Source organism: Arthrobacter sp. Soil_N43, assembly GCF_057655195.1.
This window is the reverse complement of the sequence record NZ_JBDGML010000008.1, coordinates 1-8,819: the sequence shown is the minus strand read 5'-3', so window position 1 is coordinate 8,819 and position 8,819 is coordinate 1. Positions and strand designations below refer to the sequence as shown.

Sequence of the window (8,819 nt, the reverse complement as noted above, 5' to 3'; positions counted from 1 at the left end):
GTCGCACATGGCGGCGTGACGGCCAGACCGCCGCGGCGAACAGCACGAGAAGAGTGAGCGCCCCCGAGGCGACAGCCAGGTAAAAGTAGATGTCCGAATCGGTCGTGGCCACGGCCTCGCCGAGGGCAGCAGGATCCTGGTTGAACGCCAGGCCCCACATCCGCAGGAACGCGATGGCGCACCCGATGAATGCGCTGGTCCCCGCCGCGCCCACGAGGAGGGCCAGGTGGCGGCGCCGGGCAAAGGCTTCCGCCACCGACGCCACATAGCCCACGGCCACGAGGCCGAGGAACGCAAGAAGCGCAGCCGCCTCAAGGGTGATGGCCGTCAGCACGAGCATTCCGAGGGAAGCGAAGAACGCTCCGACGGCTATCTTCCCGCTGTTACCCATGTGGCCCATGGGACCAATCATCCCTGAGGATCGGGCTGCTTCAGGACGTAGCCGCGCATGATTGCCATGATGGCTGCAACACTTTGGTCACGGGTCCGCTCGGGGTTGTAGGTCTGGCGGTCCAGCCCCACCACGAAGCAGGCGCCGAAGATTGCCGTTTCCAGGCTTCCGCGCGAGATGGAAGCGTCCACCGGGTACTTCGCCGCTACGCCGTCGATGGCCGCGCCGATCACAGCGAGCAGGCGGGTCCGCAGTTCGGCGAACGTGTCCTGCCATTCGCTGGGCGTGCGCCAGTTTTCGCTGACCCAGAGCCTCGCAAAGGACGGATACTCTGCCATGAAGTCCATCGCCTGCCCGACCATGGCGTCCATTCCGGCGAGCGGGTCCGCCGATGCGCCCGTGACGCTGAGCAGCCGTGTTTCCAGGATGTCCACACCATGCCGCAGGAGCTGGGCGATCAGATCCGATTTGCTGCCGAAGTTGTAGTAGACCGTTCCCTTGGACACTCCGGCCGCGGCGGCGATCTCATCCACCGTGACGCCCGCCGCGCCCCGTTCGCCGATGAGCTCCATAGAGGCCTCAAAGAGCTTCTGCTTCGTGGCATTGGTCCGGGCCGGGCGCAGCTTTTTGGCCGCGGCAGGAGCCGGATCGTCCGGTTGGCCCGCTTCCGACGTGCTCATACGGCGATCTCCGGTTTCAGGGTCTTCAGGGTCCAGAACTTGTGTTTGCGGACGGCGAGCATCGAGAGTGCCATCCCCAGCAAAGTGTAGCCAAACAGGCCCGCAACGGTGGACGGGATCATGCTCAGGTCGGCGCCGTAGACCAAATGCCGCATGCCGTTGACCACATAGCCCATGGGCAGGGCCTGGTGCACCAGGTGCAAGGGCTGCGGAATGGTCTGCCAGGGGAACGTTCCACCGGAGGAGACGAGCTGCAGGACCAGGAGGACAAGCACCACCAGCTTCCCGGGTGAACCGAGCAGTGCGACCACGCCGTGGATGATGGCGCTGAACGCCATGGCCGCGACCAGCAGGAACAGCCACATGAGCACCGGGTGGGCGGGGTCCAGCCCGAGCACCCCATTGACCACGAGGACGAGCAGGCTCGCCTGGACGGCGGATACCGCCAGGAACGGCAGCCAGCCGCCGAGCGCGATTTTCCAGGCGGGCGCGTTCGACGCCAAGGCCCGCTGGGTCACCGGACGCATGGCCTGGACCAACATGAAGACGCCAATCCACAGGGCCAGGGTCAGGAAGAACGGAGCGAGGCCCGCGCCGTAGGAGTCCGCCTTCGCCTGCGAGACGTTGCTGACCGATATCGGATCGGCAATTACGCCGGAGAGATTCTCCTTCTGTTGTCCGTCCGGATTGGGCACCTTCCCGGCACCCTGTGCCAGCTCGTCGGCCATAGTTGTGGATCCGTCCGCTGCGGAATGTGCACCGGTTTCCAGCTGCGCCGCGCCGTCGTCGAGCTTCTTGGCGCCGTCCACCAGCGAGGCTGTGCCGCTCACCACCGCCTCGCCGCCGGCGGCGAGCGCGGTTGCTCCCGCGGAGAGCCGGTCGGCACCGGTCGACGCCGCCGAGATGGCGTCCGTCAGGGCCGGCGTGGCCGCGGCCAGCTTGGCCGCCCCGGCGCTGACCGCGGCTGAGCCGTCGGCGAGCTGTTGGATCTGCGCGGCGTCGGCGTGGATTTTCGTCCTGGCTCCGGTCACCGGACCTGACGCGGAGGCGGCGTCAAATTCGGCCAGCACCTTGGCAGCCTGCTCCTGGGTCAGGACACCGGAGGCGACCAGCCGGGCGTTGGATTCGCGGACCCGGTCCCGGAGTCCGTTGTCCGCGGCGTCCAGCTGCGCGGCGACTTCCTGGACTTTGGTGTTCAGCGCGGCGTTTCCGGCGGCCACCTGGGCGGCGCCGTCGGCGAGCTTCTGCGAGTCGGCCGGCAGGTCGGCGGTCTTGTCCGCGAGCTGTGCCAGTCCGCTGCCCAGCTGGCCGGCTCCGGCGGAGAGCTGGGTGGCGCCGTCGCGCAGTTTGACCTGGCCGGTGTAAAGCTCCGCGGCGCCGGCCACGAGCTGGGAGGAGCCGTGGTGCAGGGCGGCGCTGCCGTCGCGGAGGCGGGTGACGCCGTCGGACAGTTTGGCCGCACCGTCTGCGGCCTTGACCATCTGGGTATGGATGGTCCCGTAGCCGGTCAGGAGCTGGCTGGCGGTTTCTTCGCCGACGTCCTTGGCGACAGAGTCATGCACGGCCGTGGTCAGCTTGTCCACGATCGTGCTGAGCAAGTAGTTGTTGGCATCGTTGGTAGTGACGTTGAGCATGGCCCTTGTGGCCGTGTCGAAGGTGCCCGGCGACGCCAGGCTCGCCGAAAAGTCGCTCGGGATCTTCAGCGCGAAGGCGTACTTTCCGTCGCTGACGCCCTGGTCGGCCTCAGCCGCCGACGCCACGGGCTGCCAGTTGAACACGCGGTCCTCGATGAGGCTGTCTGCCACCTTCTGGCCCGCCCGCAGCTGCGTCCCGTCGGCCGCCGGTGCGCCGGCGTCCTCCATCACGAGGGCGGCGTCGATCCTGTCAAGGTTGTCGTACGGATTCCAGTTGGCGTAGAGGTACACGGCACCGTAGAGCAGCGGCACCAGGGCCAGGGCCAGGATGGTCAGCTTGGGCAGCAGACCGCCGGTCATCCGCTTGAGTTCAGAGCCGGCCAGCCGGAGCACAGTCACTTGGCGTCCTCAGTTTCGGGTTGTTCTTCTTGCGGGGAGACGTCTCCGGGTCCGGACGCCTCCTGCGGCACGGCATCGCCGATCACCGCCGTGGGTCCTGCCCAGTTGTCCGGAAGGGCGCTGACGGCGGCGACGACGGCGAGCGGCCGGCCGCCGTCGTGCGCCAGGGCTTCCAGCCGGGGCAGCCAGTCAGCGGCGTCGGTACTGTGCCGGTCCGGCGAATCCACGACCAGGAGATCGGTGCGGGGGTTGGCGAGGGCAAGTGCCGTGAGGAGCTCGGTGCGCCGGCGGGCCGGGAGCTGTTCCGTCCACATACCGGCGATGTCTCCGAAGCTGTTGATTTTCAGCCAGGGCATGCTGCGGAGTGCTCCCCGGTAGCGACGCGGAACGAGGGACAGGTCCTCCGTGACGAGATCGCGCACGCTCAGGTGCTGCTCGGGATCGTTGACGCCGGGGGAGTCCACCACGGCGCTGGAGTGGCGAAGGTGCCTGGTTCTGGGGTTGCCGTCCCAGCTCAGCGTTCCGGCGTCCGGTTTCATCCGGCCGCTCAGGGTGAGCGCCAAGGCGGTGCGCTGGTCCTGGCTGTCGGCCGTGACCAGTAGAAGTTCGCCGCGGGTGGCCTGCAGTGAGGTGGGCGGGAGCAGCGCATGCCGCCGCCCGTTCACGCGAAGCTGGTGTGCCGAGAGCAAGGAAAGCCTTTCGCAGGGATCGTCTGCATCAAGGCTAACTGAACTGACCAGTCAGTTCAAATAGGTGCACCCCCATGCTGACCCATCCCTGATGCGCGAACGTACACTTGAGGCCCCAGAATCGTCTGGATTTGGGGCCTCAACTGTCCGTTCGCGCTCTGGTTTCGCTGTCTGGGCGTGCGGTCTGCGTCCGCTGGGTGTCAGAGGCCGTACTTCTCCAGGAGCCGCAGCCAGACTTCGCTGATCGTGGGGTACGAGGGGACTGCGTGCCAGAGCCGGTCGAGCGGGACTTGGCCGACGACGGCGATGGTCGCCGCGTGCAGCAACTCGGCGACGTCGGGACCGGCGAAAGTGGCCCCGAGCAGCACACGACGGTCCTCGTCGATCACGAGCTGCGCCCAGCCCTCGTAATTCTCAGCATGAAGGGATGAGCCGGCGACGGAGATGGGCAGCTCCACGGACGACACGTTGTAGCCGTCCTTCCTCGCCTGCTCCACCGAGCGGCCGACATTCGCCACCTCGGGGTCGGTGAACACCACGTTGGGAATGGCATGCTCATCGGCGGTCTGTGCATAGCGGCTCCAGGCCTCGGGCGTGCCCTGCAGTTCGCCCTTGGCCCGGGCGGCGATTGCGGCGCCCGTGGCCCGGGCCTCATATTTGCCCTGATGCGTGAGGAGGGCCTTGCCCGCCGCGTCGCCAATGGCGTACAGCCAGGGTCCGTCGTCCGTTCCGGCGGCTGCGCTGACGAGTCCTGTCGAGTCTGTGCTGAGCGTCAGGGGCTTTCCGTCGCGGGCGGCAAGTCCCACGCTTTCCAGGCCGAGTCCCTCCAGCGCGGGACGGCGTCCGGTAGCCACGAGCAGGCGGTCCACGGAGCGGGTGTCGCCGTCCCCGAACGTCAGGGCGAGCGAGCCGTCGTCGTTCTGGCGGACGTTGCGGGTTGTCGTGTTGAGGTGGAGTTCCACGCCGTCGGCGCGGAGTCCTGCCTCCACCAGCTTGGCGGCCTCCTCCGGGAAGTTGCCCAACAGGCCCCGGCGGGCAATCAGCATGACGGCTGATCCGAGCCGCGCAAAAGCCTGGGCAAGCTCCGTGCCGGCCACCCCTCCTCCCAGGACAGCCAGGCGCTCCGGGACCTCCTTTGCCGACGTTGCCTCGCGCGTTCCCCAGTACCGGATCCCGGAGAGCCCCTCGACGGGCGGCCTGGTCGGCGTCGATCCGTTGGCGAGTACGACGGCGTGACGCGCCGTGAGTTTGTAGGGGTTGCCGTCGAGGCCGGCTACGTCGACGGTCCGCGGTCCCGTGATGCGGCCCGTGCCGCGGAGGAGCTCGATGCCGGCGCCATCCACCCATTCCACCTGGCTGTCGTCCTGCCAGTGGGAGGTAAAGGAGTCGCGGCGCTGGAGGACGGCCGCGGCATCCAGGGTGCGGGTGACTGCCTCGCTGGCTCCGGGGACAGTCTGTGCGCCGTGCAGGGCTGTGCCGGGGCGGAGCAGGGCCTTGGACGGCATGCAGGCCCAGTAAGAGCATTCACCGCCCACCAATTCGGCCTCCACCAGCACTGTGGTGAGGCCGCCCTGCACCACCCGGTCCGCAACGTTTTCCCCGGCGGCGCCGGCACCGATCACGATGACATCGACTTCCCGCTCAACAGCATGTGGCGTCATGGCAACAGCCTACGCCCGCCTCCGGCCTGCACGGCGCGACGGGCGTGGCCGGCCGGGTCCGGTGCCGCGCCGCACGCGTGCAGTCCCCCGGCGTAACAGTGGGAGGCCCCGTCCGGAGGACATGGGACATCCGATACGGTGGGAAACAGCCTCGCAAAGGAGTTCCAATGCCCGCCAACATGGTGCCGCCCGCGCGGTTCAGCGCCCAGGCCCGCCTCCGTGCCCTTCAGTCGGACATCATGGAACTCATCCTGGAGCGCGACCTTGAAGCCGGAGATGCCCTGCCCACCGAGAACGAGCTGTGCGTTGCCCTGGGCGTAGGGCGGAACACCCTCCGGGAATCGCTCAAGGTGCTGCAGGCCCTCGGGGTCATTGAGATCCGCCACGGCTTCGGCATGTTCGTGGCGCCCACCAACTTCGAGGCGCTCGCAGACGGGCTCATCTTCCGCGGCAGGCTGTCGCTGCGGCACCACGGCCTCGAAGCGCTGCAGCTTGTGGACGTGCGCCAGGCCCTGGAAGCCGGGCTTATCGGAAGCGCGATGGACGTCATGACCGCGGAGGAGCTTGCCGCAATAGAAGCATCCGTAGTCCGGATGGAGGAAGCGTCCGGGGAGGCCTTCGTGGAAGCCGCCTCTGATTTCCATACGAGGCTCTTCGCGCCCCTGAACAATGAGCTGCTGCTCAACCTGCTGGGCGTCTTCTGGAAGGTGTACCGCAAGATCCACTCGGAGATCGGCCCCGGCGGCGAGGACCTGGTCGCCCTGGCCGCCCTGCACCGCAACATCTACAGGGCCGTCGCTGCCGGCGACAAGGCCAAGGCTGCCGAACAGCTGACCAGCCACTTCGACGGCATCCGACGGCGAATCAGGGATGCCGTGGGGGAGTAGGGCACGGAACCGCACACGGCGGCTCCAGCGCCCGATCACCGGGGTGTCAGGCCCGTCAATAACCTAGGCGGCAGCCAAGGCTTAAAGCAGAAGATCCGCACCGGATGACCGGTGCGGATCTTCGTTCTGTGCGCCCAAAGGGATTCGAACCCCTGACCTTCTGTTCCGTAGACAGACGCTCTATCCAGCTGAGCTATGGGCGCATCTTCCGGTCCCTGGCGAACTTTCCGCTCGCCCCGAACCTCGAATAACTTTACGCGAGGACGCCCGTAGTTCCAAATCGAGCGGCATGTAATATGCGCTACTAGACCGGTCTATGTGACCTTCGTCACGAATTTAGCAAAATCTCAATCCCGCACCCTTGATTTTCCGCGGTTTTTATCTCCCGGCGGCCCGGACATCTGATGTCTGACGAGGAAATGGACTAGATGATCGGAAATAGCATTTAGGACACACCACTGAACCCGAAGAAGGGAACCGAAATGGGCCATCTGGCGCGACTGCCGCTGCTTGAGGAAGCACCCACCACACATGCCGGCCTGCTGGCATGGGTTGAAGAGGTCGCTGGGCTGACCCAGCCGGACCGGATTCATTGGGTCGACGGCTCTGAGGAAGAGAACACCCGCCTGACCGACGAACTCGTCGCCGCGGGCACGCTGAAGCGGCTCAACCAGGACCTGTTCCCCAACTCCTTCGCGGCCTTTTCCGACCCCGCCGACGTTGCCCGCGTCGAAGAGCAGACCTTCATCTGCTCCGAAAAGGAGCACGACGCCGGCTTCACCAACAACTGGATGGCCCCGGCCGAGATGAAGGAGAAGCTGCGCGGCCTGTTCGCCGGCTCCATGCGCGGCCGCACCATGTACGTCATCCCGTTCGTCATGGGACACCTTGACGCCGAGGATCCCAAGTTCGGCGTAGAGATCACGGACAGCGCCTACGTTGTGGCCTCGATGCGCATCATGGCCCGCATCGGCACCGACGTGCTGAACCGGATCACCGAGACCAACGCCTTCTTCGTTCCGGCACTGCACTCCCTCGGTGCTCCGCTGGAGGCCGGCCAGGCTGACGTTCCATGGCCGTGCAACCCCGACAAGTGGATCGTGCACTTCCCCGAGGAGCGCTCCATCTGGTCGTTCGGTTCGGGCTACGGCGGAAACGCCCTGCTGGGCAAGAAGTGCTACGCCCTGCGCATTGCCTCCGTCATGGCACACGACGAGGGCTGGCTGGCCGAGCACATGCTGATCCTCAAGCTGACGTCGCCGGAGAAGAAGACGTACTACGTCTCCGCTGCCTTCCCGTCCGCCTGCGGCAAGACCAACCTGGCCCTGCTGGACCCGACCATCGACGGATGGAAGGTGGAGACCCTCGGGGACGACATCACCTGGATGCGCTTCGGCAAGGAGGGCGAGCTCCGCGCCGTCAACCCCGAGGCAGGCCTGTTCGGCGTCGCCCCGGGCACCGGCTGGGGGACCAACCCCAACGCCATGCGTGCCATCGCCAAGGGCAACAGCATCTTCACCAACGTTGCGCTGACCGACGACGGCGGCGTCTGGTGGGAGGGCATGACCGAGGAAGTGCCTGCGCACCTCACCGACTGGCAGGGCAACTCCTGGACTTCGGACTCGGACAAGCCCGCTGCCCACCCGAACTCCCGCTTCTGCACGCCGATCGACCAGATCGACATGCTCGCCGAGGAATACCACAGCCCCAACGGTGTGGAGCTCTCCGCCATCCTCTTCGGCGGCCGGCGCAAGACCACCATCCCGCTGGTCACCCAGTCCCGCGACTGGTCCAACGGCATCTTCATGGGAGCCACACTCTCCTCGGAGACCACGGCCGCAGCCGCCGGCGCCGTTGGCGTTGTGCGCCGCGACCCGATGGCCATGCTCCCGTTCATTGGCTACGACGCGGGTGATTACCTGAACCACTGGGTGAACCTCTCTGCCAAGGCCAACCCGGAGCGTTTGCCCAAGATTTTCCTGGTGAACTGGTTCCGCCGCACTGCCGAGGGCGGCTTCGCCTGGCCCGGTTTCGGTGACAACGCCCGCGTCCTCAAATGGGCCATCGAGCGCCTCGAAGGCAAGGCCGACGCCGTTGAAACCCCGATCGGTTACGTGCCGACCGGAGACTCGATCGACCTCACCGGCCTGGACATGACCCCGGAGCAGGTCGAGGAGGCCGTGCACGTGGACCCCGCGGAGTGGAAGACCGAGCTGGCATCCATTGAGGAATGGTTCGCCAACTTCGGCAGCTCGCTGCCGGAGGCGCTCCAGCAGGAACTTGAGGGCCTGAAGGCCCGCCTGGCCTAGACCACTTCCAGTACGACGGGGGATCCGCACCTTTCATGCGAGAGGTGCGGAGCCGCCGTCGTACTATCCGCGAACGGACACTTAAGCCCCGGGGCTTAAGTGTCCGTTCGCGCTTCTTCGCTTACGAGGCCAGCCAGATGTCGGGGCCGAAGACCTCGTAGTGGATCTG

General features: G+C 66.7%; 6 protein-coding genes, 1 tRNA gene and 1 pseudogene. 2 read left to right on the top strand and 6 right to left on the bottom strand.

Going from position 1 to position 8,819, the window contains the following annotated elements:
* The 5 genes and pseudogenes from AC3A3W_RS00170 to AC3A3W_RS00150 form a co-directional block, all read right to left on the bottom strand.
* Positions 1–400, bottom strand: a pseudogene (locus AC3A3W_RS00170) (hypothetical protein); the annotation flags it as partial.
* Positions 401–408: 8 nt separating this feature from the next.
* Positions 409–1,071 (bottom strand): TetR/AcrR family transcriptional regulator, encoded by a 663-nt coding sequence (locus AC3A3W_RS00165; RefSeq protein ID WP_487439875.1) that lies wholly within the window; start codon positions 1,069–1,071, stop codon positions 409–411.
* Complete coding sequence (locus tag AC3A3W_RS00160) at positions 1,068–3,104, bottom strand: YhgE/Pip family protein (protein WP_487439874.1); 2,037 nt, start codon at positions 3,102–3,104, stop codon at positions 1,068–1,070. Before AC3A3W_RS00160 ends, AC3A3W_RS00165 begins: the two co-directional genes overlap by 4 nt.
* The gene (locus AC3A3W_RS00155; protein ID WP_487439873.1) at positions 3,101–3,793 is read right to left on the bottom strand and encodes an ABC transporter ATP-binding protein; all 693 of its coding nucleotides are present in this window, start codon (positions 3,791–3,793) and stop codon (positions 3,101–3,103) included. Before AC3A3W_RS00155 ends, AC3A3W_RS00160 begins: the two co-directional genes overlap by 4 nt.
* 200 nt (positions 3,794–3,993) lie before the next feature.
* The gene (locus AC3A3W_RS00150) at positions 3,994–5,454 is read right to left on the bottom strand and encodes a dihydrolipoyl dehydrogenase family protein (protein WP_487439872.1); all 1,461 of its coding nucleotides are present in this window, start codon (positions 5,452–5,454) and stop codon (positions 3,994–3,996) included.
* A gap of 167 nt (positions 5,455–5,621) precedes the next feature.
* Between AC3A3W_RS00150 and AC3A3W_RS00145 the strand changes: the two genes are divergently transcribed.
* Positions 5,622–6,341, top strand: coding sequence for a FadR/GntR family transcriptional regulator (locus AC3A3W_RS00145; protein ID WP_487439871.1), 720 nt, complete (start codon positions 5,622–5,624; stop codon positions 6,339–6,341).
* 129 nt (positions 6,342–6,470) lie between these two features.
* On the opposite strand, the gene AC3A3W_RS00140 is transcribed toward AC3A3W_RS00145, so the two are convergent.
* Positions 6,471–6,544: transfer RNA gene (locus AC3A3W_RS00140), tRNA-Arg, on the bottom strand.
* 279 nt (positions 6,545–6,823) lie between these two features.
* Here AC3A3W_RS00140 and AC3A3W_RS00135 point away from each other — a divergent pair.
* Positions 6,824–8,650 (top strand): phosphoenolpyruvate carboxykinase (GTP), encoded by a 1,827-nt coding sequence (locus AC3A3W_RS00135; RefSeq protein ID WP_487439870.1) that lies wholly within the window; start codon positions 6,824–6,826, stop codon positions 8,648–8,650.
* Positions 8,651–8,819 lie beyond the last annotated feature (169 nt).

Coding starts and splice junctions, on each gene's coding strand:
- AC3A3W_RS00165 (WP_487439875.1), bottom strand. CDS start 1,071: ATGAGCACGTCGGAAGCGGGCCAACCGGACGATCCGGCTCCTGCCGCG.
- AC3A3W_RS00150 (WP_487439872.1), bottom strand. CDS start 5,454: ATGACGCCACATGCTGTTGAGCGGGAAGTCGATGTCATCGTGATCGGT.
- AC3A3W_RS00145 (WP_487439871.1), top strand. CDS start 5,622: ATGCCCGCCAACATGGTGCCGCCCGCGCGGTTCAGCGCCCAGGCCCGC.
- AC3A3W_RS00135 (WP_487439870.1), top strand. CDS start 6,824: ATGGGCCATCTGGCGCGACTGCCGCTGCTTGAGGAAGCACCCACCACA.